Origin of the sequence: Neptunomonas sp. CHC150 (assembly GCF_030397555.1) — a bacterium.
GTDB classification, from domain to species: domain Bacteria; phylum Pseudomonadota; class Gammaproteobacteria; order Pseudomonadales; family Balneatricaceae; genus Neptunomonas; species Neptunomonas phycophila.
In genome coordinates this window covers 25,277-51,613 of the sequence record NZ_JAPNXU010000006.1, presented here as the reverse complement: position 1 = coordinate 51,613, position 26,337 = coordinate 25,277, and the positions used below count along the sequence as shown (strand labels likewise).

At 45.0% G+C, this 26,337-nt stretch carries 25 protein-coding genes; 12 read left to right on the top strand and 13 right to left on the bottom strand.

The genetic code is table 11. The annotated features are described in order from the left end of the window. Positions 1–240: 240 nt before the first annotated feature. Together katG and OW491_RS06410 are read right to left on the bottom strand one after the other, a co-directional pair. Positions 241–2,397: a catalase/peroxidase HPI gene (gene katG, locus OW491_RS06415; RefSeq protein ID WP_290035200.1), complete on the bottom strand. Its 2,157-nt coding sequence runs from the start codon at positions 2,395–2,397 to the stop codon at positions 241–243. Between the two features lie 152 nt (positions 2,398–2,549). Then, positions 2,550–3,353 (bottom strand): helix-turn-helix transcriptional regulator, encoded by an 804-nt coding sequence (locus tag OW491_RS06410; protein ID WP_290035199.1) that lies wholly within the window; start codon positions 3,351–3,353, stop codon positions 2,550–2,552. 100 nt (positions 3,354–3,453) lie between these two features. On the opposite strand from OW491_RS06410, the gene OW491_RS06405 reads away from it, so the two are divergent. After that, positions 3,454–4,257, top strand: a complete 804-nt coding sequence (locus OW491_RS06405) for a sulfite exporter TauE/SafE family protein (RefSeq protein WP_290035197.1) — start codon at positions 3,454–3,456, stop codon at positions 4,255–4,257. Between the two features lie 60 nt (positions 4,258–4,317). Here OW491_RS06405 and OW491_RS06400 read toward each other — a convergent pair whose 3' ends face one another. After that, a complete protein-coding gene (locus tag OW491_RS06400) occupies positions 4,318–5,511 on the bottom strand; it encodes an ankyrin repeat domain-containing protein (protein WP_290035196.1) in 1,194 nt (397 codons plus the stop codon). A 188-nt stretch (positions 5,512–5,699) separates the two neighbouring features. Between OW491_RS06400 and OW491_RS06395 the strand changes: the two genes are divergently transcribed. Beyond that, positions 5,700–6,395, top strand: coding sequence for a tellurite resistance TerB family protein (locus OW491_RS06395; RefSeq protein ID WP_075172559.1), 696 nt, complete (start codon positions 5,700–5,702; stop codon positions 6,393–6,395). A gap of 316 nt (positions 6,396–6,711) precedes the next feature. Next, complete coding sequence (locus OW491_RS06390; protein WP_290035195.1) at positions 6,712–8,910, top strand: phosphatase PAP2 family protein; 2,199 nt, start codon at positions 6,712–6,714, stop codon at positions 8,908–8,910. A 353-nt stretch (positions 8,911–9,263) separates the two neighbouring features. Here OW491_RS06390 and OW491_RS06385 read toward each other — a convergent pair whose 3' ends face one another. The 9 genes from OW491_RS06385 to OW491_RS06345 all read right to left on the bottom strand — a co-directional run bounded on the left by OW491_RS06385 (position 9,264) and on the right by OW491_RS06345 (position 16,664). Continuing rightward, entirely contained in the window at positions 9,264–9,491 is a 228-nt protein-coding gene (locus OW491_RS06385) for a hypothetical protein (RefSeq protein ID WP_290035194.1), read from the bottom strand. Between the two features lie 155 nt (positions 9,492–9,646). After that, positions 9,647–10,258 (bottom strand): LysE family translocator, encoded by a 612-nt coding sequence (locus OW491_RS06380; protein WP_290035193.1) that lies wholly within the window; start codon positions 10,256–10,258, stop codon positions 9,647–9,649. 127 nt (positions 10,259–10,385) lie between these two features. Further along, the gene (locus tag OW491_RS06375) at positions 10,386–10,595 is read right to left on the bottom strand and encodes a BrnA antitoxin family protein (protein WP_290035191.1); all 210 of its coding nucleotides are present in this window, start codon (positions 10,593–10,595) and stop codon (positions 10,386–10,388) included. Further along, positions 10,588–10,881, bottom strand: coding sequence for a BrnT family toxin (locus tag OW491_RS06370; protein ID WP_290035190.1), 294 nt, complete (start codon positions 10,879–10,881; stop codon positions 10,588–10,590). The genes OW491_RS06375 and OW491_RS06370 overlap by 8 nt, the downstream gene beginning before the upstream one ends. 647 nt (positions 10,882–11,528) lie before the next feature. Beyond that, entirely contained in the window at positions 11,529–12,059 is a 531-nt protein-coding gene (locus OW491_RS06365) for a DUF3592 domain-containing protein (protein ID WP_290035189.1), read from the bottom strand. A 124-nt stretch (positions 12,060–12,183) separates the two neighbouring features. Continuing rightward, the gene (locus OW491_RS06360) at positions 12,184–12,453 is read right to left on the bottom strand and encodes a hypothetical protein (protein ID WP_290035187.1); all 270 of its coding nucleotides are present in this window, start codon (positions 12,451–12,453) and stop codon (positions 12,184–12,186) included. 88 nt (positions 12,454–12,541) lie between these two features. Further along, a complete protein-coding gene (locus tag OW491_RS06355) occupies positions 12,542–13,636 on the bottom strand; it encodes a DUF4062 domain-containing protein (RefSeq protein ID WP_290035185.1) in 1,095 nt (364 codons plus the stop codon). Between the two features lie 74 nt (positions 13,637–13,710). After that, entirely contained in the window at positions 13,711–14,586 is an 876-nt protein-coding gene (locus tag OW491_RS06350; protein WP_290035184.1) for a hypothetical protein, read from the bottom strand. Positions 14,587–14,921: 335 nt separating this feature from the next. Continuing rightward, on the bottom strand, positions 14,922–16,664 hold the full coding sequence (locus OW491_RS06345; RefSeq protein WP_075180166.1) for a sugar phosphorylase: 1,743 nt from the start codon (positions 16,662–16,664) through the stop codon (positions 14,922–14,924). A gap of 438 nt (positions 16,665–17,102) precedes the next feature. Here OW491_RS06345 and OW491_RS06340 point away from each other — a divergent pair, with 438 nt between their 5' ends. From OW491_RS06340 to OW491_RS06325, 4 genes are all read left to right on the top strand, one after another. Further along, complete coding sequence (locus tag OW491_RS06340; protein ID WP_075172572.1) at positions 17,103–18,527, top strand: ethanolamine ammonia-lyase subunit EutB; 1,425 nt, start codon at positions 17,103–17,105, stop codon at positions 18,525–18,527. Next, positions 18,520–19,401 carry an ethanolamine ammonia-lyase subunit EutC gene (eutC, locus tag OW491_RS06335; RefSeq protein ID WP_290035182.1) on the top strand — a complete coding sequence of 294 codons (882 nt, stop codon included), beginning with the start codon at positions 18,520–18,522 and terminating at the stop codon, positions 19,399–19,401. The genes OW491_RS06340 and eutC overlap by 8 nt, the downstream gene beginning before the upstream one ends. Before the next feature lie 72 nt (positions 19,402–19,473). Then, the gene (gene eat / locus OW491_RS06330; RefSeq protein ID WP_075172573.1) at positions 19,474–20,880 is read left to right on the top strand and encodes an ethanolamine permease; all 1,407 of its coding nucleotides are present in this window, start codon (positions 19,474–19,476) and stop codon (positions 20,878–20,880) included. A 238-nt stretch (positions 20,881–21,118) separates the two neighbouring features. Next, entirely contained in the window at positions 21,119–22,093 is a 975-nt protein-coding gene (locus OW491_RS06325; RefSeq protein ID WP_290035180.1) for a helix-turn-helix domain-containing protein, read from the top strand. Between the two features lie 14 nt (positions 22,094–22,107). On the opposite strand, the gene OW491_RS06320 is transcribed toward OW491_RS06325, so the two are convergent. Continuing rightward, complete coding sequence (locus tag OW491_RS06320; protein ID WP_290035179.1) at positions 22,108–22,665, bottom strand: hypothetical protein; 558 nt, start codon at positions 22,663–22,665, stop codon at positions 22,108–22,110. Positions 22,666–22,951: 286 nt separating this feature from the next. On the opposite strand from OW491_RS06320, the gene OW491_RS06315 reads away from it, so the two are divergent. The 5 genes from OW491_RS06315 (at position 22,952) to OW491_RS06295 (ending at position 26,276) form a co-directional block, all read left to right on the top strand. Continuing rightward, entirely contained in the window at positions 22,952–23,128 is a 177-nt protein-coding gene (locus tag OW491_RS06315; protein WP_075172576.1) for a DUF1328 domain-containing protein, read from the top strand. A gap of 59 nt (positions 23,129–23,187) precedes the next feature. Next, positions 23,188–23,379: a CsbD family protein gene (locus tag OW491_RS06310; protein WP_075172577.1), complete on the top strand. Its 192-nt coding sequence runs from the start codon at positions 23,188–23,190 to the stop codon at positions 23,377–23,379. 236 nt (positions 23,380–23,615) lie between these two features. Continuing rightward, on the top strand, positions 23,616–24,179 hold the full coding sequence (locus tag OW491_RS06305) for a BON domain-containing protein (RefSeq protein ID WP_290035177.1): 564 nt from the start codon (positions 23,616–23,618) through the stop codon (positions 24,177–24,179). Positions 24,180–24,211: 32 nt separating this feature from the next. After that, the gene (locus OW491_RS06300; protein WP_290035176.1) at positions 24,212–24,667 is read left to right on the top strand and encodes a PA2169 family four-helix-bundle protein; all 456 of its coding nucleotides are present in this window, start codon (positions 24,212–24,214) and stop codon (positions 24,665–24,667) included. A gap of 262 nt (positions 24,668–24,929) precedes the next feature. Next, positions 24,930–26,276 carry a sigma-54 dependent transcriptional regulator gene (locus OW491_RS06295; protein WP_290035174.1) on the top strand — a complete coding sequence of 449 codons (1,347 nt, stop codon included), beginning with the start codon at positions 24,930–24,932 and terminating at the stop codon, positions 26,274–26,276. Positions 26,277–26,337 lie beyond the last annotated feature (61 nt).

The window sequence follows — 26,337 nt, the reverse complement described above, 5'->3', positions numbered from 1 at the left end:
TAAGATTCCTGTATAGCTTGAGTAGTACCCATTATTGTTATTTTTATTGTCTATATAGAAAGATAAGCATCTAATTATAAAGTTCACATTGCAACTCAAGTAGCCGCTTAAACTCAAAAGCTAAATGCGCTTTTATAAACAGGCATATGAATAACCACCCCAACATATGACAAAAAAATCCCCACGCTGCCTTAGACAGGTGGGGATATTGGCTCGCGGGTTACACGTTAATTTATTGGGTTACACCAAATCAAACCGGTCTGCGTTCATAACCTTGGTCCAGGCAGCGACAAAGTCCTTCACGAACTTCTCTTTGCTGTCATCCTGCGCGTACAGTTCTGCATAAGCGCGCAAGATTGAGTTAGAACCAAACACTAAATCAACACTGGTTGCGGTCCACTTAACTTGATCCGTTTTGCGGTCGCGGATCTCATAAAGGTTTTTGCGGTACGGCTTCCATGTGTAATTCATATCAGTCAAGTTCACAAAGAAGTCATTGCTCAATGCGCCTTCACGGTCAGTAAACACACCGTGTTTAGTACCAGCGTAATTGGTGCCTATTACACGCATACCTCCAACCAATACGGTCATCTCTGGTGCGGTTAGTCCCATCAATTGAGTGCGATCAAGCAACATCTCTTCCGGGCTGACTACGTAATCACGCTTAGCCCAGTTGCGGTATCCATCATGCACTGGTTCAAGTACATCAAATGATTCAATATCAGTCATCTCTTCGGTTGCATCTCCGCGTCCAGGAGAGAACGGAACGGTTATGTCAAAACCACCCGCTTTAGCCGCTTGCTCAACACCGACATTACCCGCCAATACAATAACATCCGCTACACTGGCACCCGTTTGATCAGCTATAGCTTCAAGCACAGGCAACACCTTAGCAAGACGCTCCGGTTCATTGCCTTCCCATGCTCGTTGGAAAGCTAAGCGTATACGCGCACCATTTGCACCACCGCGCTTATCAGAGCCACGGAATGTTCGTGCGCTATCCCACGCAGTTGACACCATTTCGCTAACGGTTAAACCGCTGGCTGCAATTTTTGCTTTTACCGCATCAACATCGTAGTCGGTATTACCTGCGGGTATCGGGTCCTGCCAAATTAAGTCTTCTTGTGGCACATCTGGGCCGATGTAGCACGCTTTAGGGCCTAAATCACGGTGAGTTAACTTAAACCACGCCCGTGCAAACACCTCTGAGAAGTAATCCGGGTTATTGTAAAACTTCTCAGCTATTTTCCGGTATTCTGGATCCATCTTCATGGCCATATCGGCATCGGTCATGATGGGGTTATGGCGGATTGATGCGTCTTCTACATCAACAGGCTTGTCTTCCTCTTTAATGTTGATTGGCTCGTACTGCCATGCACCCGCTGGGCTCTTCTTCAACTCCCATTCGTGATTAAGTAGTAACTCAAAGTATCCGTTATCCCATTGTGTCGGGTTGGTTGTCCACGCCCCTTCAATACCACTAGTGACCGTATCGCGACCAATACCACGCGTGGTTTTATTCAACCACCCCAAACCTTGATCTTCTAATTCAGCGCCTTCTGGCTCAGGCCCTAGGATCTCTGCACTGCCATTACCGTGGCACTTACCTACCGTATGGCCTCCTGCCGTTAACGCAACTGTCTCTTCATCGTTCATGGCCATGCGTTCAAAAGTAACGCGAATATCTTGGGCCGTTTTTAGTGGGTCTGGGTTACCATCTACCCCTTCAGGGTTTACATAGATCAATCCCATCATAACCGAAGCGAGCGGGTTCTCTAGGTCGCGCTCTCCGGAATAACGGCTACCTTCACTGCCACTAGGCGCTAACCACTCTTTCTCAGCTCCCCAGTAAATATCTTTTTCTGGATGCCAAATATCTTCGCGGCCAAATGCAAACCCAAACGTTTTTAGCCCCATGGATTCATACGCAATCGTGCCTGCATAAGTAATCAAGTCTGCCCAACTTAGTTTGTTGCCGTATTTCTTTTTAATCGGCCACAACAAACGACGCGCTTTATCCGTGTTAGCGTTATCAGGCCATGAGTTTAGTGGAGCAAAACGCTGGTTACCGGTAGATGCACCACCACGACCATCAGATAAACGATACGTGCCCGCCGCATGCCAAGAAGTACGAATCATAAGGCCGCCGTAATGTCCCCAATCAGCAGGCCACCACGCTTGGCTGTCAGTCATCAAGGCGTGCATGTCTTTTTTCAATTCAGCAACGTCAAGGGATTTAACCGCTTCACGGTAATCAAAGCCTTCACCTAGCGGGTTCGTTTTAACATCATGTTGGTGCAAGATGTCCAAATTTAATGTTTTTGGCCACCATTCGGTTACTGATTGGCTGCTTTCTGTAGCGCCACCGTGCATAACTGGGCATTTATTATTAGACATGTTGAATATCCTATCTTTCGTATGAAGTACGTTGCTTGTTCAAGAGTAGGTTTACAGTATTGACCAATTTTTAAAACATTGGTAACCAATTGATTTTATCAGTTTAATAGTTATTGCCTATCAGGAAATCAAATAGATTAAAAATCAAGCTATTAGCGGCTCATAAGGTACTGCTTAGGCGAATCACCAAAGGCTTTTCTAAACATCGCAATAAAATTACTGGGGGTCGAATAGCCTAACTTATCGCTTACATCGCCCACAGAGACTCCTCGCGCCAACATCTCAAGTGCGCAGTTTAGCTTCGCTTGTTGCTGCCATTTTGCAAAGCTTAAACCCGTTTCGGCTCGCATTAAGCGTCGCAGTGTGCGAGAAGAGACAGAACCAAGCGCTGCCCATTCTTCAACTGTTCTTTGGTTACCCGGATCATCAAGCAGCGCTTGGGTAACCTTTTGTAATCTGGAATCCTGAGGCATGGGTAAATGGAGTGATTCATGCGGCGTAAGCCTTATTTCATCGACTATTACGGACAGCATTCGCCTGTGTTCCACGGCTAATGGTTCGGCCTTATCCCACCGCTTGCTTCGCTGGGTTAACGCCCTTAATACATCACTAATACCTATGACGCACGGTGAAGCAGGTAACGCCTCACACACATCAGGCGTAAGCAACAACGACCACCCTCGCAATGCACTGCAAAAGTGAACACTGTGCATGGCATCCGGAGGGATCCAACCGGCGCGGTGCGGAGGCAACACCCAAGTGCCTTTCTCGGTTCTTACCTGTATTAATCCCGACTCAATACATAAAAGCTGTCCACGAAGGTGCTTGTGCCATTGGTAAGGGCGTTGATAAGGATTGAAACGCCGTGATGGCTCACGCGTCCATTGTTTAGTGATTAATTCGGGGCCATGCGCCCACTCACTGTAATCCGGCTGAGACGTTATTTGTTTATCCACAATGGCCATTATTCATTATTTATTGTCCAAACACCGTTATCGGTACTTGTTCATCATGCCATAAAATTTGTCTTTCACGATAACGTTAGAGGCTATGGTAATGATTGAACCCTTGTATATTTTTTACTATGTGGCCACCGGTTTAGGTGTGGGTTTCTTAGCGGGGCTGGTAGGTGTAGGCGGCGGAGGTATGACCGTCCCGCTTTTCACCGTGATCTTTACATTACAAGGTATGGACCAAAATAACGTGGTGCATTTAGCGCTCGGATCATCCATGGCAGGCATGATATTCACTACCTTTGGCAGTATGCGTGCTCATTATCAGAAAGCGAATGTAGACATCTCCATGGCTATTAAAATGACCCTAGGTGTATTGGTAGGTACTTTTATTGCTACGTTTTTTGCATCGCTTGTACAAGGGGTTTATCTGGCTATATTTTTTAGCCTATTTATGATGTTTGTCGCCTATAAAATGTTCTTAAACCCCACCTATTCCTCAAACCCTGAACCTCATGGTATCACCGGGAATTCGCTAAGCGGGTTAACCATTGGATCAATTTCGGCACTTGTGTCTGTTAGCGGCGCAGGTTTGACCGTGCCCTACTTAATGCATCAAAACTTTACTATTAAAAAAGCGATAGGGACATCAGCTGCCATTGGCTTTCCCGTCGCGCTATCAGGCACATTAGGGTACTTAATGAACGGGTGGGCAAATACAGACTGGGATAATTTTACAGTGGGATATATCTATTTACCGGCCGTCTTTATCTTTGCCTTAAGCAGTTATTTGGCAACCGGTGTAGGGGTTCGATTAGCTTCTCATATGCCGGCTTCAGCGTTAAAAAAAGTTATTGGGATCTTATCTGTGATATTGAGTATCAAAATGCTCATGTCCGTCATGTGATCACGAACCGTCGTAGTTTGAGAGGTGCAAGGTACTCTTTGCCCCCTCAAACTCAGCACATCAAAAACTAGAAACAAGCCCTAAGCATTTACGCCCATACTGCACCCATGCTTTTCCATAACTTTTATCACAGGCAGCTACACAGGCGTCAACGCTCGCAAAGGTTCCCAACCCAGAAGAAAACTCATCAAATGGAATCCCTAGTTGTTTACCAACCGCCTGACACAGTCCTTGCATCGAATCGGAGCAGCTACTATCACCGGGGCCTGAGCACGCCTCATCATTGCTAACCAGCCGAACATTGATACAGCCCGCGGTTGTTTTAGTACCAACATTATACGTTTTACAAACCGCGAACTTCTCCTTTTCTACCAGTAACCGACGTTCAGGACTTGATGTTGCCGATGCCTTATCATCAGCCTCAACCGCGTGCTCCTCTTTTACTACCTCGGCTGGTTGAGTCATGCCAGCATCCACTTTGTTGTCTTCATTAGGAGCAACAATTTTTGTTTGTGCTGCAGGCTCTACCGACTCAGGCTGTATCGCAGGCGCATCGTTACTTTGTGCCATCGTTGCTAAACGCGGCTCTTGCGGGCTAGGAGCTGAGTCTCGCAACATGGCCGCCTCACGCTTTTCGATAGCTACCTCTTGTAAAATAGTATTAGGGTTCTGCTCAATAAATGCCGTGTAGGATGCTTCGGTATCTTCTTGCGTAGCCTCGTCCCATGCAGGTTTAATGTGCTCAAAAGCCTCAAATATCGCGATTGTACGATCATACCCCGCTTGCTCGACATCCCAATACCGCTTATCTCTTGCGATCATCAGAGGCGTTTTACCACTCTCATTTTTTAAAGACGTATCCGCCCCATGAATCAATAATAATTTAACGGCTTCGTCTTTACCTACCGCAGCGGCGGCATGCAGTGGGCTGATAAAATCACTGTCCAATCGGTTCCCTAAATTTAGATCCGCACCCAACGAAATGAGGTATTTCATGGTAGGGATATCACCTTTTCGGGCCGCCATGCACAAGGGTGTTCCATGAAAATACACCTGATTAATCCCTTTACCCTCAGCCACCAAGCGCTTAACTCCTACAAGGCTGGGGTTATTCATAATATAGTTTTCGTAACTATTAACAGGGGTAGACGAGCAACCGGCTAGCACTAAAACAGACAAGAGTGCGCTTATAGCCAGCTTGCACCTAACACACAACAAGACCCATACGCGCAACACAGAATTAACTGGCTTCATTCAACGCTCTCCATTCTTCAAAACCGCAACAACACTATTTTACTTTAGCATCATATGCTCTCGGTGCTAGTGCCAGCACGAAACACGGTTGTTTTTATAGCACTCTTGAATTTTTTATTTAAAAAAATGTCATTAATATCAGGTTACAAGAAGACTATTGTTATTAGTCCACCATAAGGAGCAACCCAATGTTTGATGCACAAGCGCTGCTAAACCAGTTTTTAGGTGCTAATAGCAACGATAAAATACAAAAAGGCAAAGATTACCTCGCTAAAAACTCCGGAAGCCTAGCGAGCGGAGCTGCCGCCGGTGGCTTAGCAGGGTATTTACTAGGCTCTAAAAAAGGTAAAAAAATAGCCAAGAAAGCAGCCACATACGGCGGTATGGCACTCGTTGCTGGTCTTGCTTATAAAGCGTACACCGGTTATCAACAAAACAAGCAAATGGGTTCTGCCTCCCCTGTAGAGCCCGAGGCTATCCCTGAGCCACCTATGCATTCAGGCTTTCGAATCGAAGACCAAAGCGAGAGCGATAACTTTTGCGCTACCTTAGTCAGCGCCATGATTGCCGCAGCCAAAGCGGATGGACACATAGACAGTGCAGAGCACCAAGCTATCTTCGCTAAAATCGAAGAGCTGGGTCTGGATAACGACCAAAAAGCATTTTTATTCGACCAACTCAACCGCCCATTGGACATCGATAGCTTAGTAGCCGCTGCTGCAACCAAAGAGCAAGCCGTTGAAGTCTATGTCGCTTCCATTATGGCCATAGAGATCGACTCCCCCGCTGAAAAAGCCTACCTTTCAATGCTAGCCGCACGCTTAGATTTGGAAGAAGAATTGGTAGACCATATTCACTCTACGCTGAGTGAAACGGTGGTGTAATAAGTGGTGTAATAAATAGTTTGCAACATCGGTTAGGGAGTGGCACGAGCAGCTTGCACTCCCTTCAAGCACTCAAATATACACCTTCCGCTTCCCGCCTTTTTAATAACAACGTAACCATGTGTAAGCAGTTGTTTCATATCTGAAAACTAATCGTAAGATCCCCGTAACGCTCCCGTAACGCCAACCTGACAAAGTACCCGCCCTCAAATTACACGTAAACAACCCAGGTCGTGCTACCCCGTTAGGGCATTTGATGTTCTTTATATGGCTTGATTGATAAATGCATGATCACATATCTCATCAGAAGGTAACTATGAAAACCGATTATAAACGTGCGAAGCAAGCCCTTCAGTACACCACCGTGGTAACCGTCAGTGCCATGATGCTTACTGCTTGCATCAACGATAATGACAGCGATAGTAATAAAGCAGCCGCAAAGCCAACAATGCCGACAGGTTTAGGCTACGAAGCCGACATCGAATTGCCCGTTGTCCAATACCCATTACCAACAAATCAGAACCTTCCTTTAAATGATGGTGATGGCCGCTTCTATCGTGATAACAACCCGCTACTCACAGCACTAGCAGGGATTAACAACATTTGGAAAGGCACCACCGAACAATGGCAAACCACCGCCGGTAGTTACACTGATGAAGATAATGGCTACAAGGCAGGTGACGGTCCCAACCCACACAATGCAGCCAACGGCCAGCCAAGTGACTATGTAACAGAAGGGACTGAAATCGTCGACGCCGCCTCTTGGGAAGCGAACATTAAATACGTTGAAGACGTGACCAGAGAACGTACCGATGACCAAGCTCTGTGGGCTTTTGTCGACGACTACCGTTCTAAAAGCTACAGCACCATTGATGGCTTTGGTCCATTAACCGAAGACTACGCGGACAACTCTGGTGCCTTTGCCGAATCGGCTGCACCCATTTACCTTACAGACGTACTCGACGCAGGCGATGGCATTAATGCTACCGGTTATGCCAAAGGCGACAATGACAGCTACTCTACTTACGGTGGCCAAACGGATACCCCACTCGGTGATGTAGTCAAGTTGGCTCAAGTCTTCCGTGACTCGTATGCATCAACCAGTGGCCCCAAGTATATTTTTGGCACGCCACGCCCATGGCGCATGAACAGCAAGGGTGAAACGAACTTCCAAAGCGTACAAACGCTCAACTGTATCGACGGCTCATCATCCACACGCGAAGTGAAGGAATACCGCATCGATAAATACGAAACCAATGTCAGCGTTGTACCCGGTTTAGACTGTGGCCGCCGCGCCCACTCAAGCAGCCACGAAGCCGATCTGCTATATACCGAAACAACCGAAAACCGTCGTAAAGATAATGGCTACCCTTCTGGCCATACCAATGCGGGTATTCTGGCAGCAACCGCCTACGCTTACGCCAACCCAGAGCGTTTTATCCAACACGTTTTACGTGGCTCACAGCTAGGTGAAAACCGCATCGTAGCGGGTATGCACTCCCCTGCTGATGTCATGGGTGGTCGTATACAAGCCCTTATTGTCGCGTCGTGGGCGCTCAATAACCGCCCAGAAGAAGCGGCAGCGGCACGCGCTAACTTTGTAAACTATTTTGGAGCTAAAGCTTCAGATGCTGGCATGAGCTTGTACGATTACTCAAACCGCGAAGTAACTCAAGGAAGCTTCCGTGACGGTGACGAATTAACGCTTAATGTCTTTAATAACAACTGGTTTGCTGACAAAGCAGACGCTAAAGCACTCCACACGGAGCGCATGACCTACGGCTTTCCTCAGACCGGTGACACTACACTAGCCCCTATCGTACCTGAAGGAGCTGAAGCCCTAATCGCTTCTCGTTTTCCTTATCTATCCGATCAGCAACGTCGTGCGGTACTCGCTAGCACCGAGATCGAATCCGGTTACCCGCTGCTAGACGCATCCAACGGATGGGGTCGAATCAACTTAGCCGTTGCTGGTGACGGTTACGGATCATTTGACGGCGATGTTAATGTATACATGAACGCCGCTGAAGAAGGTTTTAACGCACTCGATAACTGGGGTAATGACATTACAGGAGCCGGCAAACTCACGAAACGAGGTACGGGTACCCTTATGCTCTCGGGTGATAACAGCTACAGCGGCGGCACCATTGTTGAAACAGGCGTGCTTAGCGCACAATCAACAACCGCGTTTGGTACAGGGACAGTCTACGTTTCAGAAGGTGATATGAAAGTCGATGCGCAAGGCGCACTGGAAGTAACAGACCTAATGGTAGAAAGCGCTGGCACATTATCGATAGAAATGGATGCGGACGACACTCAGGTAAACGTTGCTGAAACCGCCTATATCGACGGTGCCACGCTGGTACTCACGTTCGACCAGACACCAGCAGCAGGCACAGAATACACGCTGCTAACAGCCAGTAACATTGGTGGTGAGTTTGCTAATGTTGATGCAGACCAAGTCACAATCAACCTGACTTACAACGACAACAGCATAGTAGCCACTGTCGAATAACCTAAAATAGTAGACCGATCAGAGCCGGGTTACTCGGCTCTGATATTTCTTATTTCGCATCTGACTTCATAAAAAACAGCTTTATATCTTTTGCTAACGCCAGGATAAAGTCACGGCGCTTTTATGGCTTTAACGTATCGGCACTTGGGAAAGGTTAAGATAATCAGCCAGCACTAGTTAAAGGTTATACACTAGTTAACAACGAATACGTTCTGACAATCATGTTATTACTCGTACCAATTATTCAGAATACATATCTGTTGAAATGTATCACTACTAGTATTCGGGGATTAGCATGGTTTTTTAGGGGTGGAGAGATTTCTATAATGTATTTAAAACCGTCAGCTCTATAATCAGCAAAGCGCAGCGGAATCATCTTGGTTTGCACGGGCTAGCAATTCCAGTGCCTCGTCAAAAATCTTCTCCACATGCTCCCTGTTCTCTATGTTGTCAGGCAGTGCAGCCCGATCACCCTCCACGCCCGCAATCATTTCCTTAAGCATGCCAGGACGCTCAGCATTTAGACGCTGAAGAAGACCTGTTAAAAGATAAAGAGCCGCATCAGCCTTAGCGTTTTCCATATATTGACCTCAATTCCTATTTTACAGCCCCATAAGGCTAAATAACAAAATACTGAATGCTCATTCTGTAGTTACAACGCTATGCTAAAAAGAAAACGCAAGTGCTTTGGGCGAAGCCCAGCAAGAGCTTTTCTGTTTGAATATTTTTGTTATATCTATTTACTTGATGCTGCTAAGCCAACACCAAAGCTAACAAAAACACCGCCGCTTATTTTATTTAGCAGAGAGCTACCTTTCTGAGACGAAAGCTTTGATTTAGCAAAAGATGCGGAAACAGCATAAATGGTATGAATAACAATTACTAAAAAACTAAACGTAACAGCCAACAAAATGAACTGTGGTGTATATTCCTGATTCAAATCGATAAATTGAGGAAATATTGACATAAAGAAGATAACGGCTTTTGGGTTTGAGACCGAAACCAAAAAACCTTCAAAAAAACATTTAAAAAATGATCCTTCTTGCTCTTTAAAGAGATCATTATTAGTAGCCTTACTACGGAACATTTTTACGCCTAGATAAATAAGGTAAGCAGCTCCAACAATTTTAATTATATTAAAAGCAATAGCTGAACTGGCTAATACGATACCTAAACTTGTGGCAGAAATAATCGCTACCAACAAAATTGCTAAAGCAATTCCCAGGATTCCGGCTAATGATTTTAATATTCCCCTTTGAATAGAGTTATTTAAAGTTAGCATTACAGCAGGCCCAGGCAAGAGAATGGTAGCAATCGCAACACCTACATATATTAGATAATTTTCCATACACCCTCCTAACTCCTATAGGTTTAACACCAAGCTTACCTGTGGAATAATTTGGCGCGGCTTTTTGCGTTTCTTTGCAAAAATCGCGACAAATTATGGAACCCGGTAGAGCGCCTTGTTAACTGGTTTATTGCCATTGCATTTTCAGATCACGATGTGATTGAGCGCAATCTCTTAAATACAAATTAATTAAGCTTTGATAGGGAATACCCTTAGCGTCAGCCAGCCCTTTAAAATACTCTACAGTGTCTTCATCTAGCCTTATAGTAACCTGCTTCTTGAGCTTTTTAGCGTAAGGGTTTTTTACTGAATTTGAAAAATCATAATTATCACGCATAACGATAACCCTCATATATTTTGCGTTCTTGTTTGTCTGCTTTACGAGCAGAAATAATGCGAATGCTGTCTGCCTCTCTTATACAATGACAAACAACCAATAGCCTAGAATCAATGCTCGTGCCAAGTAGAATAAAACGATCTTCATCCAGTGAATTATCGGGGTCGCCTATCAATCGCGCATACTCATCGGTAAACACGGTTTTTGCCTCCTCAAACGAGACGCCGTGTTTCTTAATATTTGATACGCTTTTTTTGGCATCCCACTCGAAGTTTAAATGATCCATAACCTTACATTGTAATTACGTTGTAATTATAGTCAAGGCTGGTGATGAGGTATCTTTTACAGTTAATCGGGATAGGGAGGCACCTCACGATGCCCCTCCTCCCACACCACCGGGCATACGGGTCACGTACCACGGCGGTTCATTCCCTCATCTCTTATCATGTTGCCAACGAAGGCAACCCCAAGCCTTTAAAATATCGGTTCGGCAGTGCCCTGTAAAGCGCAGGGCTTTTACTCAAACGCCAAGGCCCGTGCGCTGACTTTGCCGTGTTCCACGCCGTCCATCGGTCTACACCGAGTCGACGCAGTCTACGGTAGCCACTACGGCCCCATTGCTTCCAGATATAACAACGTAACTTCCGTCTGATCCATTTGTCGATGGTATCTGATCCGCAAATCGCAGTGGGGTCATCTTAGTTTTCTCGTAATTTTAGTATTTAAATCGAGCCATCCGTTGCACCTAGCGGGGTAAAGTTTGTTTGGAGCAGTTTAACTGAGCTTTTGGCGGTAGGTCGAGGGGTGTGGGAGTAATCCGACAGCCTCAACGCCTTACTAATTGGCACATAAATGCTTAGCTAAAATTAGCGACGAAGGAGCACAAGCCAAGCGTTTTGCGTCCTTTTAAGTAACTTGCTATATGCCCGAAAGCTACTTTTTGGAGGTTTTAACTAATAAGTAAACAATACCGCTAGCAAAAAGTGTTGTAATAATTAATATAATCCCCATAGTCGTTAACTTTGACCAGTGTATAGTCCTATCGACTACAGATTCACAAGGCTCTTCAGGGTTTATAAAAACTTTGATGGGTATGTTATGTTCAAAGTTATATACGAAACCGTAAGCTAAATTTTTCAGTTTACTGTCATCTCCACCTTCTATCCATGCCACTTTTCTGCCAATACAGCTTGTATCATTAAAATTATATTTATAAGAAACCTGAGGGGCGTAATAAGTGTATTTGGTTCGACTTGAAGAGCTAGTTGTACCTTGAGTTATTTTAATAGAAGCATTCAATAGATCTGCATCTACTTGAACCCAGCTAATAGATTTAATGTTGCCTGATATTGATTTCGTAATATTTTTTGACATCAAATAAATGAAAAACAACATAGATATAAGAAAGAAATATAAAATAAACCTAGTCAATTTAGTATTGTCTTTTTGATTTTTCCTCTTCATATTAACATCCACATTTGAACAATGATAAACATCTGATTATGGCTTATAACGCATCATTCAGAGGCAAATAATTATTGGCTATAATAACGTATGAAGCGAGTGGTTAATGCGTTTTTAGTGAATTTTATGATGAATAGGGATTTCCTGTTCCTTTGAAAGTAACCACATTATTTGAAATATTAGTTACTACAACTGGGAATGTAAGGTTTGTTTCTTTGCCGCCATCATACAAAATACCAGTAAAAAGTGTTTCCTTTGAATCCATAAGTTGCAAGCCAGCAGTTGGACTAGAAATAATGAATGTATCCATCACTTGCTTCATTCCACTAACAGTTCGAATAGTTGCCTGCCTTTCATCTTGGATACCATTAATTGATGCTTGCTTTAAATTCATGTGGAACTCCTTATTCACCTAACGCCCACAACACCGGCCAGCTTGGAGCGCAGCAGAATGCTGGTCCGAGTGCTTGTGATTGTTAGGCTTATTCATCGTCTTGCGCAACCGTCGCTTCACTACCGATACGTCTGGCTTCTTGCTGGTTGCGGCTAAGAGCTCGTAACTGAACCATGAGCTGATCACCATATGATGTTAATGACCAGTATGTTGCAGTGTCTCGGACACTGCGCTTTTTATCGCTTTCTTTTATCAGACCCAATGCTCTAAGTTGAATCATGCACGTATCAATCTCTGATCTAGAGAACGAAAATGATTTCAGGGAATGGCCTTTTAGGTCTTCATGCTCTTCAAATTCGTTTCTTGAAACTTGTGTTAAATAAGAATCAAATGCCGACCTCAAAGCAGATTCACTGGCCTCGTTTATCAAAACTGGAGCAACACCTGCGAATATTTCATTCCAAGTAGGACTAATGGATGCTTGGTATTTAACGTCATCAGACCAATCACCACCGGGTCGTCGACCTGTGAAGACAACCTTCATTTTGAACGAATCATCTCCTTGCATTAAATCTTCAGTACCTGGCGGCGGTGCATTTCTATTTTTGATAAGTTCGGCTTCTAACTCTGCAACTTTCTGTTTTAACTTAAGAACTTCAGTAATAGTTGTTTCACTGGGAACCTTGTCAGCCCTGACCCAGCCAACCGCTGGATGCCTCTTCGTAGCAGACGTAAGACCAATAATAACTTTGGCCTTGAGTTCATCAGCCGAATTCCAGTATACGCAAGTATGCTTACCCTCAACTTTTTCCCTAAAGGTTTTCAGTTTCTCCCACACCTCTTGGTCGGTTTCCGTTTTATCCCTTGGCAGATTATCTGGATTTTGATGCAGGAGAGGTATTACTGGTTTCTTGGTCTTAACCGCATAATCGTATTCTTTTTCCGTATAGCCAATACCTTCACTATCAAGGGAGCCGTATCGTCCACCAACAATCAAAACATAGTAATCTGATGCATCTATTACATCTTTGATTAAGTCCCAAGCGGTATCATCTGTAGCAGGAAAAAGCTCCATGCCAGCGGGCATATGATCTAATTCCAAAATTGATTTAAGTACCGCTTGTCTTTCATCAATTAAATCAACAAAAGTAGACGAAATGAAAATTTGATATCTTTTATCCATTCAACTCTCCAACGGGAGCCTAACGCTTAAAGCAGCCGCGCAGAATGCGTCGGATGACTTTTCTTGTTAGCACTTTAGACATTCAGGCTCTGCTGTGGATTACCGCAATCCAAAACATGAAAGCCGATAGTTTCATTATCTAATCTCTTATGGTCAACCACAGGGCGAACCTTAAATACGACTCCCTCAATATCCGCAAGTTTTTGCATTTTTTGTCGTATTTGTTCATCCCATGTGACGCTAAACCTCTCGCCATCGGAAATAATGCTGCCTTTATGAGTAGAAAACGCAATCATATCTAAACGCCCTATAATATTTAGCGTTGTAGGTAATTCTTCTTTTTGTTTGCCAATAATATTGCGCTGATCCGGAGTTAAGCGATATTCATCAGCGCCGTTGTTAAAATCAATGTATTCGACAGAATCTCCATCAACTTGAGAGAGTAAGCCATTAACCGGTGAACGAGTTACTTGAGCTGCCCACAAAATTTTTGGATCGTTAATAAGAATAGTTCCGGTGTTGTCGTCGTAAGACACGTTAGTGTTAGTAATTTGAGAGCCGATGTTGAAACTATTAGAAATATTGATGTTGACGGGTAGGCCCTTCTCAATACATTCGGACGCCTTTTCTCGAAGTGCAACTGCATCTCTAAGAAGCGAAACTACTACTTGCGATAATGCAGAACCACCGTCTGCGGCAAAGGCAGCAATACACTCTTTATGCTCAAGTGCAAAATTGATAAGAAGCTCTATAGAACCTGGATTGATTTGAACATCGTAATTTAGTTGGCTCCTTAGATCTGGTGATACCTGCTTTTTTCCTAATTGAACAGCAACTAATCGATCGAGTATTTTGCGATAATTAGTTATTAGGTTTTCCAGTGTGCGAAGATCATAGATCCCATTGGAAAATGCTAGTCCTTCTGCATATATTCTAAGATCTTGATCCATTCTGCATCCTTATAATGGTGCTTGATTGAGTGCTAACAGTTTTATTCATGCGCATGCGCGTTTACATCCCTGATTATAAAGTCAGAAATAGCATTCAACATATTGTTTAATAAAACATAAGTGAGGTTATTCAAAGAATACGGCTCCCTGTAAACACGCATGTACATTATATTTCTCAGCTGCACACGCCATCTTCCCTGTTGATAACTGCAGTTATTTGATTATGTAGAGTTTTTTGCTTTTGTCTATTCGCTAAACGCATTAAATACCTAAAAATAAAAAAGCCAACAAAGATTGTTGGCTTTTGATATCAGAATATTAGTTTATGCCCTTTCCTACACCACGCTTATCCAATGGCACGCATACGGTTTAACTTTTAAGCAGCCGTCTTCATGCTGCAAGGCTTGGTTGTGGAGTAAGTCTTGCCATTGGGTAACATCACTGCCGAGCAACGCTTTTAGCGTGTTTTCGTTCACGCTGCGGAAGGTTTTAGTAAAGTTGTACAGTGCGATGATTTTTTGGCCGCTGGCAGCGACGCGCATGATACCCATTAAGCCTTCTTCCATATCCAGTACTAATTGTTCAGCGTCTGGGTGGAATGCGGGTTGCGCGCGGCGGATGCGAATGCGGCGTTGGTATTCGCGCATTAGGATATAGGTGCTGCTTTCGTGTACTTCGAGCAGCGCTTCTAGCTCGTCCATGTCCCATTGGTGGCGGTTGATGGCGCGGGTGGAGCCGGTGACTTCTACGCGTTTGTGGTCGTTAGGTGTGCCTAACAATGAATGGATGTAGATGCCTGGCACACCGCGTAAGCAGAGTGCGAAGGTTTGCGATAGCAGGTAACGCGCCGCTTGCCACGGTGCCGATTGGTGGCCGGGGTTTCGGAAGGCGTCGAAAAAGGTCACGTTAATCTCGTACGGGACGTCTTTGCCATCGGTATTACGACGCGTGGATACATAGGCGCCACGCGAGCGCATGTCGTCCATGAGTTGCTTCATTTCTTCTTTAGGTAACAAGCCTTCTAACGGACGCACACCAATACCGTCATGTGAGGCGGTAAAGTTAAAATAGGTGCACCCTTCTGGCGGTGGCGTGAGGTGTTTTAGCCAATCATATAAGTATTGCGTGTTACCGCTGTGGATGGAGTACAGCAAGAGCGGCGGCAAACTAAATTGGTACACCATGTGCGCTTCGTCACCGTGACCAAAGTAGCTAATGTTCTCTTCGTGCGGGACGTTAGTTTCGGTGAGCAGGATGGCTTCTGGGCACATATCATCCAAAATATCGCGCATCAGCTTAACCACTTCGTGGGTTTGCGGCAGATGTAGGCAACTGGTGCCGACTTCTTTCCATAAAAAGGCAATCGCATCTAGCCGTGTAATACGTGAACCCTTGGCGACATAAAACAGCAGAATGTCGATCATTTCCAACAGTACATTGGGGTTTTTGTAGTTTAAATCCACTTGGTCGGCACTGAACGTCGTCCATACATGGCGAAGGCCGTCATGTGTGGGTATCTCGGTTAACAGCGGCGTGCTTCGCGGACGTACCACTTGGCTCCAATCTTTGGTGTGGTCTTCGTAGATAAAGAAGTCTTTGTACGGATCGCGGTTCCCCCTAAAGTCGGCAAAGTACAAACTCACGCGTGAACAGTGGTTGAGTACAAAATCAAACATGAGCTCAAAGTTTTCACTGAGGGCGTTAACATCTTCCCATGTGCCTAGATCGGTACGGATGGCGCGATAATCGGCTACTGAGAAACCATCGTCCGAGGTATAAGGAAAGATGGGGAGCAAGTGCAACACGCTAAATGTGTGCTTTAGCCACTTATCGACAAAGACTTTAAGGTTGGCCAGTTCAGCACTGTTGTCTTTACTAGTAATGCTGTCGCCATAAGTAATGAGGACAACATCTTCTTGATCCCACTTTGGCTTAAATCCAGTTTTGGTTAACTGCGCTTTGTAAGGTGCTATGCGCGCTTCTAATTCGGTGAGTAGCGAGTCAGCTTGATCTTCGCCATACAGATAGGCTAAACGGGTACGTATTTTTTGTTCAGCAGTCTGTCCAAGTACGGTCATATTCGCTTCCTTATGCGTCGTTTAGTCAATTACAGCAAAGATCAGACCAACTAAAAAAGCCATTAATTCATTCGGTTATGGCTATAAAAAAGGCAATTAGACCAACTTTGCCTCTTTTACTCTACGCAATTGCTCGTTTGCCCACCAGCTTTAGCACTAAAACAGTGCATTGTGATAATCCACATGACGAGCAAGTCGACATTATCAACACGCACTGAAGCTGTGCGCCGAATCAGGGCAAAGCCTTTCGTTAAGGTAAAAATTACGCCCTAAGTATCAACATTGGATCAGTTAAAAGCCGTCAATAAAATCCAATAATCATCACAAACCACTGTTTTGAAAGCAGTTATCAGGTTTTGCCAAAATTTGATAACCCTCTCATTGCCGACTTCCTTAGAGTATTTAAAGAATACGTTACCGCTAAACGAGACTTGATCTATGAGTGCCACACACGCCGATTTTCAATTTAAGCACACCTTAGGAGCCCGAACGTTCGGCTTTAAGGACTTGGCTGAATTGATGGCGAAAGCGACTCCGGCCCGCTCTGGTGACCGGTTAGCCGGAGTTGCGGCCGAATCCGCCGAAGAGCGCGCCATCGCCCAAATGACATTGGCTGACTTACCGTTAAGCCACTTTTTAAATGACGCATTGATTCCCTATGAAGCAGACGAAATTACCCGTCTGATTATGGATGACCACGACAAACAAGCCTTTGCACCCATTTCCCATTTAACCGTTGGCGGTTTTCGCGATTGGCTGTTAAGCGACATTGCCAGCCCCGATGTGCTAACCCAGATCCGCGCCGGTGTAACGCCTGAAATGGCGGCGGCTGTTAGCAAGATCATGCGTAATCAGGATCTAATCATTGTGGCCAAAAAATGCCACGTAAAAACGGCGTTTCGCAACACGATTGGTCTGCCTGGGCATTTATCAACACGTTTACAACCTAACCATCCAACGGATGATTTAACCGGCATTGCTGCCAGCATGTTAGATGGTTTGCTGTACGCTAATGGTGATGCGGTGATTGGTATCAACCCAGCCACTGACAATGTCGCGCAAGCCACCCGTTTAATTAAAATGATGGACGAGGTGATTCAACATTACGAGATCCCCACCCAATCATGTGTTTTAACTCATGTCACCAATACCATTGAGTGCATCGAGCAAGGGGCGCCCGTTGATTTGGTGTTCCAATCCATTGGCGGCACCCAAGCCACAAACGATAGTTTTGGTTTTAATTTAGCGAATTTAGCCGAAGCTCAAGAAGCAGCATTGTCACTCAAGCGCGGTACTGTGGGTAACAATGTTATGTATTTTGAGACAGGCCAAGGCAGTGCGCTGTCGGCTAATGCGCACCACAATTTGGATCAACAAACCTGCGAAACTCGCGCTTACGCTGTCGCCCGTAAGTTTAACCCGCTTTTAATTAATACCGTGGTGGGCTTTATTGGGCCGGAGTATTTATATGATGGCAAAGAGATTACGCGCGCCGGGCTAGAAGATCACTTTTGCGCCAAATTGCTCGGCTTACCGATGGGCTGCGATGTGTGTTACACCAACCATGCCGAAGCCGATCAAAATGATATGGATAACTTGCTGACACTGTTGGGCGTAGCAGGTTGCACATTTGTGATGGGCATTCCTGGTTCAGACGACATCATGCTGAACTACCAAACCACCTCTTTCCATGATGCACTGTATGCCCGCCGAGCACTGGGCCTAAAGCCCGCACCGGAGTTTGATGCATGGCTGAAAAAGATGGAGATTTTCAAGCAAGGTAATCAGTTTTCGCTTAATTCGTATTTGCCACCCGCCTTTAAAACACCGTTGCAGCGCTTAATTGGGGGGAACCATGGATAAGGTCTCCCCCACTCACCCAATGCCAGATTATAACGACGCCGAACCGACCAACCCTGTTCACGAAAACCCATGGGAGCGCCTCAAAGATTTTACCGATGCACGCATTGGTTTGGGACGATCAGGGATTAGCGTCCCCACCAAGCATTTACTGGCGTTTCAATTAGCCCATGCGCGTGCTCAAGACGCTGTACACACCCCCTTAGAAACAGAATCGCTCATCAGCAAACTAACGGCCCGTCGTTGGTGCCCTGCCGAAAAACCGATTCGGTTACACAGTAAAGCCGATGACCGAGCTATGTATCTGCAGCGCCCCGACTTTGGACGCTTACTTGATGAGGCCTCTAGAGCTCGACTCATCGAGCATGCACAGCAACAGAATGATGATTATGACCTCGCTATCGTGGTTGTTGATGGTTTATCCGCCTTTGCTATTGAAGAAAATATTCTGCCATTTTTGGATGAACTCATCCCCGCTCTGACTCAACCCACCAACCAAGAAGCACCTTGGAAGCTTGCGCCTATTTGTGTTGTGGAACAAGGGCGTGTCGCCATTGGAGACCCCGTGGGAGAGCTACTTAATGCAAAGTGCGTGTTAGTACTGGTCGGTGAACGCCCCGGTTTGAGTTCCCCCGACAGTCTAGGGCTATACCTGACTTGGTCGCCTAAATCAGGGCTGACGGATGCATACCGCAATTGTATTTCAAACATACGCCGCGCCGGGCTTAACTACCCGGAAGCGAGCCGCAAGGCTATGTATCTGCTCAATGAAGCACGCACGCGAAAATTGTCGGGCGTTAACCTAAAAGACCGAACCGACGAATCGGTTATTGAGCACCACAACACAAATAACAACTTTCTTATATCAAAAAACTGACCCATAGCGGTTACCACTCACTAAGCATTCGCGCACAGACGTGAAGGTTTTACTATCAGAAGAGGACTTACTATGTCTGAACATTCGTTAGACCAAGCCTATCTAGCCAAGCGCCAGCTCAAACGCGGCACGGCTGGTTGGATGCTACTTGCAGGGCTAGGCGTTTCATACGTTATTTCCGGTGATTTTGCGGGTTGGAACTTTGGCATCGCCGAAGCCGGATGGGGTGGCTTTGCCATCGCGGCTTTATTAATGGGGGTAATGTACTTCACATTAGTACTGGCATTGGCCGAAATGTCGGCAGCTATTCCAGCCGCTGGTGGTGGTTACAGTTTTGCTCGCCAAGCCATGGGACCAACCGGCGGTTACCTGACAGGGTTAGCGGTACTAATCGAATATGCCTTAGCGCCTGCTGCCATTGTTATCTTTATTGGATCAGCCACCGAAGAGCTCTTGGGCATTAATGGACCTTGGGTTTATGCCATGTTCTATCTTGTCTTTATCGGTATTCATTTGGCCGGTGTTGGTGAGGCCTTAAAAGTCATGATGGTAATCAGCGGACTGGCTGTGTTTGCCATTATTGCGACGGCTATCGCATTAATTGGTGATTTTGATACATCACGTTTATTTGATATTGCACCCACCGATGCGGCAGGTGCTAGCGAGTTTATGCCGATGGGCTGGTATGGTGTATGGGCAGCGCTCCCGTTTGGCATGTGGTTATTCTTGGCGGTTGAAGGTGTCCCCTTGGCTGCAGAAGAGGCAAAAGACCCAGCCCGTGACGTGCCTAAAGGCATTATCGGTGCCATGATCTTTTTGGTATTCACCGCTGTATTAGTGGTGTTCTTACTGGCCGGTGCAGCCGGAGCCGATGCGATGGGGAAAAGCGCTGTGCCTTTGGTAGATGCCCTAAACGCTACAGGTAACCCAACGCTAGCAACCTTAGTTAACGTTTTAGGCTTAGCGGGTTTAATTGCGTCTTTCTTCTCGATTATATACGGCTACAGCCGTCTTGTTTTCGCGCTATCACGTGCGGGTTATTTACCTAAGAGCTTATCGCTAACCAGTGAGCGCAAAGTACCCGCGCGAGCGTTAATCATCCCTGGTGTTTTTGGCTTTTTGGTATCACTGACCGGCGAAGGCGACCTCATCTTAGCGATGGCTGTTGTTGGTGCGACTGTTTCGTATGCACTGATGGCCCTGAGCCACATCATGCTGCGCATAAAGCAACCAGATATGCCACGCCCTTATAAAACGCCTGGCGGTATCTTTACATCGAGCATTGCTTTGGTGCTTTCTTTAGTGGCACTTACCGGCGTGTACGCATTTGATCCTCGTGCTTTTTACTACACCTTATTACTCTTTGTCGTCGGTGCAGCTTACTTCTTGTTGTACAGCAAAAACCATTTGGTCGCTAAAACACCTGAAGAAGAGTTCGACATGCTAGCGCAAGCAGAAAGTGATCTCAGCGCGGCGTAACTACTAATTAGCCCTCCTTAAAACGCCACCTTTGTTTATTTAGGCAAGACCGAATAGTCTAGGTAAGTAAAGCAGTGGCGTTTGCTAGTAACAGCCAACAACAGGAATGTTTTTTGCACGTATTAACCTATTAGTTTTGTCTTAACTATTTGATTAAAGAAAAAATAAAAATAACTTAACTTTCAATCACTTAAACAAAAAACCATTGATTGGTTTTTATAACATCTAGGTTTGTACCATGATTTATCACCCAAACGCGCAAATCGCACCCCAAAAGTGCATCCCTTTGTCCATTGCAGAAGCGATGGATGCCGATGAACATGCTCACAACCTGACCGATTGGCAACAAGAGTACGATCAAATAGGCAGTGGGAGCTTTTACGGGAAGATAAGTGAATTGCCGTTAGGAAACCTACAAGTATTCCATGAGCATACCAACCAAGCTTTACATCAGAAGTGCAACGTGTGGCCGGATAGCATTTGGCTCGGTTTACCGGTTGATTCAACGTCAGAGAGCCGCATCAATGGTTTAGCGCTTAATCATAACGATATTATGTGTCGACCCGGTAACTGTGAATTTGAATTAATGACACCGGATAACTTTGGTATTTTCGGTATGGTTGTTAGTTACCATGCTTTACAAACAATGGCCGATATCCAAGACACGCATATCCATTGGTCCCACCTTACGCATCACGACCGACTCTGCGTGCCAGACAAAACGCTCACTGCGCTACGCTTTTTACTGAACCGTTTACTCAGCCAGCAAACAAACGAACACCAATCGCGATTACAATATGACATTGTCATGATGGCATTGTTAGAAATCTTGAAAAAAGAAAGCCCCAATGATCAGGTCACACCCAGCTACCACCGCCGCAAGTTGGTTGTCGACCAAGTGCGAGAATATTTAGCACAGCTTCCTGATAAGGCTGTCACCATTACTGAACTGTGTGAACACACCAATGTGAGCCGTCGAACTTTGCAGTACAGCTTTGAAAGTATAATCGGTATTAGCCCAGTTCATTATTTGCGTATGAGCCGTTTAAATAGCGTTAGACGCGCACTCAGTTTAGCCTCTAGCGAGCAGCAATCTGTAGCGAATATTGCAAGCTATTGGGGCTTTTGGCATTTAAGCCAGTTCGCAAAAGACTACCGAGAACTTTTTGGCGAAAAGCCCTCGGACACACTACTACGCTCTCCTTTGCTGTGATTACCCTGCAAATATTAGTCAGATACCACTTGGCCACGATACCGGCGCGAGTGGCTTTTGGGGCGAACCGGGCTTTCTTCTAATACTCTTTGCCCACGGTATATGCGTTCAGATTTAGGCTTTGTATTTTCTTGGCTATTTTCTTCATCTTCAGCTGTGGGGTAATCAATCACGGGGGTAGCTTCAGGCTCAACCTCCGCAATGAAACCCAGCGATTCCAGCAGCGCATCACCTTCGGCTTCATCAAGCACATACAACAATGGGTACTGTAAGTTACTTGAGAATGAAAACCGTAACTCGCTAGTGCGTGCCAGTTCACTTAGTTTGGCAATCGCGCTTTCATTCACTAAACCGGAGTAAGCGACTCCTACAAGGCGGCCGTAATTTAAAACAACCTGCCCCGCTTTATTTTCATCGGTGGCTATAAATAAGGTGCCTGTCTTTTTCTCTTTGCAGTTTTCAAATAACGGCATCCAAGCGTTTTGTATAGTCTTTGTAGATTTATCATCAGCGGTGGTGTCCGCTGCGGGTACTTCATTCTGTATTGGGCTCGATAACTTATCGACCGGCATACGAAAATCCTCTTAGGGTAAGGTCCGGGCTATTCGTCACTTGTGTCTCTAATTGCATGCAATTAATAAACCAATGCTTTAATAAAACCGTTTCATCTCACCGGACCTCACTTTTTTGTGCCGTGTACTTTTTTCAATCCAGCCTGTTGTAAGTACCTAAAGGCTACACCTAAGAAGGTTGCTCACCCCTCAAAAAAATTGATTTAAGCAATGTAAATCAGCCACTTAAATAAGTTGGCACAAGTATCGCTATACCTTACACAATTAACAGATTAGGAGAATGATCATGTTAGGTTGGGCATTAGTATTTTTTATCGTTGCAGTTATCGCCGCTGCCTTAGGATTTGGTGGAATTGCAGGCGCCGCAACAGGGATTGCACAAATATTGTTCTTTATCTTTTTAGTGCTACTTGTTGTGTCCATTGTGATGCACCTAATTAAAGGCCGATCACCCCGCGTATAGGCTAACGGGAGCAGATAAAGCCACCATTACATTTAACTCGGTATGTTAAGGAGAAGGATATGAATACTGATATTTTAGAAGGCAAATGGAAACAAACCAAAGGTGAAATCAAAGCCAAATGGGGCAAGCTTACCGATGATGAAATAGATGTTGCCAAAGGTAATACTGAGAAGTTCCTCGGAATCATGCAGGAAAAATACGGTATGGAACGAGATGAAGCACAAAAAGAGCTGGACAAAATAACGCGGTAATTAAGCGTCCCACTCCCTTAAAAGCACTCATCTGAGTGCTTTTTTTATGCGCTATTTTTAAAAATCTATTCATGAAAAGAATGCAAAACCCTCGGAAAAAACTACATGCTACACATGTAGTAAATAATTAAAAAATCCTCAAATATTTACATAAACTACTGATTAATAACAATTTATTAAAAATGGCACAGTAATCGCTATCCTTACCGTAACTTTCACTAAAGGAGAATTTTCAAATGAATACTAAAAAAGCATTGATCACTGCCATGACTGTAACTGCATTGAGCGCTGCTCCTGTATTTGCTGCTGAAAACACCTGGAAAGGCGAAGCAAACGATGCATGGATAGATGGAAAGCTTGAAACTGCATTGATGTTGAATGGTGAACTCAACAACTTCGAAATCGACACTCAGGTCAATAAAGGTATGGTCACATTGACTGGCGATGTTAACAGCGAAACAGAAAAAGACCTTGCAGGCCAAATCGCTCAAAACATCGAAGGGGTTGGCGATGTTAAAAACGAGTTAATGATAAATCCTGATCATAAGTCTGATATGGAAACCGCCGGTAGCAGCTTTGCTCGCTCGTGGCATGACATGACCATTACTGCTGGGCTTAACATGGAATTTGCTGCCAATGACGACTTAGAGGCAACCGAAATCGATGTTGATACCGATAAAGGAGTTGTCACCTTACAAGGTGAAGTGAAGAGCGACGCGGCTAAAGACTTGGCCGTAGAAATGGCCAAAGGGTATGACAATGTTGTATCTGTGGAAGATAACTTAACTGTAGTGCAGTAACGCACTCATGATGTACGACTTGAGGATTGACTATGCTAGCGAATAAAGACAATCGCTTAGTAAATGAGCTGATAGCGATCTGTCATGACGGCCAACGCTTCTATAGACAAGCGGCTGCCGAGGTGACAGACAGCGATCTCAAGTCACTTTTTCGTGAAATGGCCAGTATTCGCGCTGAAATAGCCGAAGACTTGACTAAAAAGGTAGAAGAAAAAGGAGGGTCGCCTGAGATAGGCGGCTCTCTTGTTGGCAAAATGCGAACCGTCTACACCGATGTCAGTACGCAACTCTCTGATGATGCAAATTATCATTTTGTTTCAGAGTTAGAGGCATCGGAAGAAGTTACATTAAACATCTTCAGGGACGATATTCGAAAAGTAGACAGTCCCCATTTAGCTAACGATATAGCAAGACACCTCGCCACGATCCAAGTGACTCACGATAGGATGAAAGACATCAAAGATAGCTTAACGGCTGTTAAGCATTGAGCCATCTCTGTATAGTCTTACACAAGGGTGCTAAGGCGCCCTTTTTTATTAGCTTGTACTTTAAAATGGTTAGTTTATGAACTATCCACGTTATACCTCAAAAATTTAAGGAAACTTTAATCTACTTAGCGGTCTCCAACGTAATAGGTCAAAATCCAGTTTCCTGCATGTATGGATTTCACTATTTGCTATATCAGATTTATTTTTTACAAAACATGTTTTGTTTTTACATTGTCACAGAGCAACTAGGAAGGAACCGCATATGCCACATTTACATCTAGTGACCCAAGACGAGGTCATTGTAGAATCCCTTCTACCCCTTTTAACAAAAACAGGGTTTAAATTTAGCCACTCTCAAAGGCTCGATGACAGCATAGAAACACCCTACTCTTCGGACCTTGTTATCCTCGCACCGACTCAGTTTAGTGAGCAGGATTTCCATACTCTTCAAGAACACCCGTTGGCTAGCGGCACGGAATGGATCATCATTAGTGACGGCAAACCAAACCCTTGGTTAGACAAATTGATGAATCTAGGGGTGGCGTATCATTTTAGAAAGCCACTCGACCTTAAACACATCACTGATGTGTTAACTGATTTTTATATCGAGCTAAAGGAAGAGCACGAAAGCCGAAAATCGAAACCCGTTTCATCAAACCTTGACCAGTTTGGCCTATTACTCGGCTCTTCTGCTCCTATGCGCCTTCTCTATCGCCTCATTCGACGTGTAAGCCAAACGGAAGCAAACGTGTTGCTCATCGGTGAAAGTGGCAGTGGTAAAGAATTAGCAGCGCGTACCATACACCAACAAAGTTTGCGGGCCACCAAACCGTTTGTCGCCGTCAACAGTGCTGCCTTGACGCCAGAATTAATCGAAAGCGAATTATTTGGCCACACCAAAGGGGCTTTTACTGGCGCGGTAAAAGATCATGCTGGCTTCTTTGAACAGGGTAATGGTGGCACACTCTTTTTGGATGAAATTACTGAGATGCCCCTCAGTTTACAGAGCAAGTTGCTGCGCGTTCTTGAATCTGGCGAGTTTACCCGGGTGGGTAGCGACCATTTACAAAAAACCGATGTCCGTGTCATTGCCGCAACGAACCGACAACCGCTCGAAGCCATTGAACAAGGCTACATGCGCGAAGACTTATACTTCCGCCTTGCTCACTTCCCAATACAACTACCTCCGCTACGAAAAAGAAGCGGCGACATAGTTGAGCTTGCCCAGCATTTTTTAGCCTACCGAAACCATACCACCAAAACGAACAAAGCGTTCTCTAAGGAAGCCTTAGATGAAATTGCACAATACACATGGCCAGGTAATGTACGCGAGCTAAAACACACCGTTGAACGGGCTCACATTTTAGCTGTCGATGAAATCACATTAGCGGAGCTACCTTCGCTTTCTGAACCTGCAAACAACTCAGAAGTAAACGTAGAAGATATTAAGCCCGGTATTACGCTGAAAGATGCAGAAAAAGCGCTGATCATTGCTACCCTAGATGATTGTGAGCACAACAAAACACAAGCCGCTGATCAACTAGGTATAAGCGTTAAAACACTCTACAACAAATTAGAACGATACGACGAAAACGAAGAAGCCTCATAGTAGTAGTGAGGCTTCTTTTTTGTGTCTTCTTTTTTTCACAATATTTCTTCATCATATCCTG

Coding starts and splice junctions, on each gene's coding strand:
- katG (WP_290035200.1), bottom strand. CDS start 2,397: ATGTCTAATAATAAATGCCCAGTTATGCACGGTGGCGCTACAGAAAGC.
- OW491_RS06405 (WP_290035197.1), top strand. CDS start 3,454: ATGATTGAACCCTTGTATATTTTTTACTATGTGGCCACCGGTTTAGGT.
- OW491_RS06400 (WP_290035196.1), bottom strand. CDS start 5,511: ATGAAGCCAGTTAATTCTGTGTTGCGCGTATGGGTCTTGTTGTGTGTT.
- OW491_RS06395 (WP_075172559.1), top strand. CDS start 5,700: ATGTTTGATGCACAAGCGCTGCTAAACCAGTTTTTAGGTGCTAATAGC.
- OW491_RS06390 (WP_290035195.1), top strand. CDS start 6,712: ATGAAAACCGATTATAAACGTGCGAAGCAAGCCCTTCAGTACACCACC.
- OW491_RS06385 (WP_290035194.1), bottom strand. CDS start 9,491: ATGGAAAACGCTAAGGCTGATGCGGCTCTTTATCTTTTAACAGGTCTT.
- OW491_RS06380 (WP_290035193.1), bottom strand. CDS start 10,258: ATGGAAAATTATCTAATATATGTAGGTGTTGCGATTGCTACCATTCTC.
- OW491_RS06375 (WP_290035191.1), bottom strand. CDS start 10,595: ATGCGTGATAATTATGATTTTTCAAATTCAGTAAAAAACCCTTACGCT.
- OW491_RS06370 (WP_290035190.1), bottom strand. CDS start 10,881: ATGGATCATTTAAACTTCGAGTGGGATGCCAAAAAAAGCGTATCAAAT.
- OW491_RS06365 (WP_290035189.1), bottom strand. CDS start 12,059: ATGAAGAGGAAAAATCAAAAAGACAATACTAAATTGACTAGGTTTATT.
- OW491_RS06360 (WP_290035187.1), bottom strand. CDS start 12,453: ATGAATTTAAAGCAAGCATCAATTAATGGTATCCAAGATGAAAGGCAG.
- OW491_RS06355 (WP_290035185.1), bottom strand. CDS start 13,636: ATGGATAAAAGATATCAAATTTTCATTTCGTCTACTTTTGTTGATTTA.
- OW491_RS06350 (WP_290035184.1), bottom strand. CDS start 14,586: ATGGATCAAGATCTTAGAATATATGCAGAAGGACTAGCATTTTCCAAT.
- OW491_RS06345 (WP_075180166.1), bottom strand. CDS start 16,664: ATGACCGTACTTGGACAGACTGCTGAACAAAAAATACGTACCCGTTTA.
- OW491_RS06340 (WP_075172572.1), top strand. CDS start 17,103: ATGAGTGCCACACACGCCGATTTTCAATTTAAGCACACCTTAGGAGCC.
- eutC (WP_290035182.1), top strand. CDS start 18,520: ATGGATAAGGTCTCCCCCACTCACCCAATGCCAGATTATAACGACGCC.
- eat (WP_075172573.1), top strand. CDS start 19,474: ATGTCTGAACATTCGTTAGACCAAGCCTATCTAGCCAAGCGCCAGCTC.
- OW491_RS06325 (WP_290035180.1), top strand. CDS start 21,119: ATGATTTATCACCCAAACGCGCAAATCGCACCCCAAAAGTGCATCCCT.
- OW491_RS06320 (WP_290035179.1), bottom strand. CDS start 22,665: ATGCCGGTCGATAAGTTATCGAGCCCAATACAGAATGAAGTACCCGCA.
- OW491_RS06315 (WP_075172576.1), top strand. CDS start 22,952: ATGTTAGGTTGGGCATTAGTATTTTTTATCGTTGCAGTTATCGCCGCT.
- OW491_RS06310 (WP_075172577.1), top strand. CDS start 23,188: ATGAATACTGATATTTTAGAAGGCAAATGGAAACAAACCAAAGGTGAA.
- OW491_RS06305 (WP_290035177.1), top strand. CDS start 23,616: ATGAATACTAAAAAAGCATTGATCACTGCCATGACTGTAACTGCATTG.
- OW491_RS06300 (WP_290035176.1), top strand. CDS start 24,212: ATGCTAGCGAATAAAGACAATCGCTTAGTAAATGAGCTGATAGCGATC.
- OW491_RS06295 (WP_290035174.1), top strand. CDS start 24,930: ATGCCACATTTACATCTAGTGACCCAAGACGAGGTCATTGTAGAATCC.